Consider the following 784-nt stretch of genomic DNA (forward strand, 5'->3'; position numbering starts at 1 on the left):
GGTGGAGACCAGGGCGAGGGCGGTGAGGCGGTGTGGGGCGGTGAGGGCGAGCTGGAGGCCGACGGCGCCGCCGAGACCGCAGCCGGCGTAGCCGAAGCGGGTCTCGCCGAGGGAGTCGAGGGTGGTCAGGAGCCGTTCGGCGAGGTCGGCGACGGAGGTGGCGGGATGCGGCGGCGCGCCGCCCTGACCGGGCAGGTCGAAGCGCAGGACGCGCCAGGTGCGGGTGAGTTCGGGTACCTGGCGGTCCCACATGTGCCAGGTGGCGCCGAGGGTGGGGGCCAGGACGAGCAGCGGGGCGTCGTCGGGGCCGTCGACGCGGTGCTGGAGTTCGAGCGGGGCCGTCCGGCCGCCGGGCTGGCGGCGGACGCCCGGGGCTGCCAGGCGCATGGTGACGGCGGGGGTGGCGGCTGCCGTGCTCTCGGCGTCGTCGCGCGCCGGGGTGGCGGTGCCCGCCGAGGCGGCGGTGCGCGCCGGGGTGACGGTGTCCGCCGGTGCGTCCGTGTCCGCCTGGGTGACGGTGTCCGCCGGTGCGTCCGTGTCCGCCGGGACGGTGGCGTTCGCGGTGGTGGCTTGGGCCGCCGGGACGGGGCTGTGGGCTCTCACGGCGGTCGTCTCGGCGTCGGACCGTGCCGGCGGGACCGCGGTCGGCTCCGGCCCGGCGGTGGTCGTCTCGGCTTTCGGGACCGTCGTCTCACTGCTGTCGCTCACCCGGGAGGAGACCGCGCGCCGCGCACGAGTGTCACCGGAGTACCTGAGGTACATCGAGGAACACCCGGCCGCACCG

At 77.0% G+C, this 784-nt stretch carries 1 protein-coding gene; it reads right to left on the reverse strand.

Annotated elements, in window-relative coordinates:
* The coding region (locus FNX44_RS29805; protein WP_323369693.1) for an alpha/beta fold hydrolase at positions 1-603 on the reverse strand (603 nt) is incomplete at its 3' end.
* Positions 604-784: the final 181 nt, after the last annotated feature.

It is taken from the genome of Streptomyces alkaliterrae, from assembly GCF_007097205.2.
Classification (GTDB): domain Bacteria; phylum Actinomycetota; class Actinomycetes; order Streptomycetales; family Streptomycetaceae; genus Streptomyces; species Streptomyces alkaliterrae.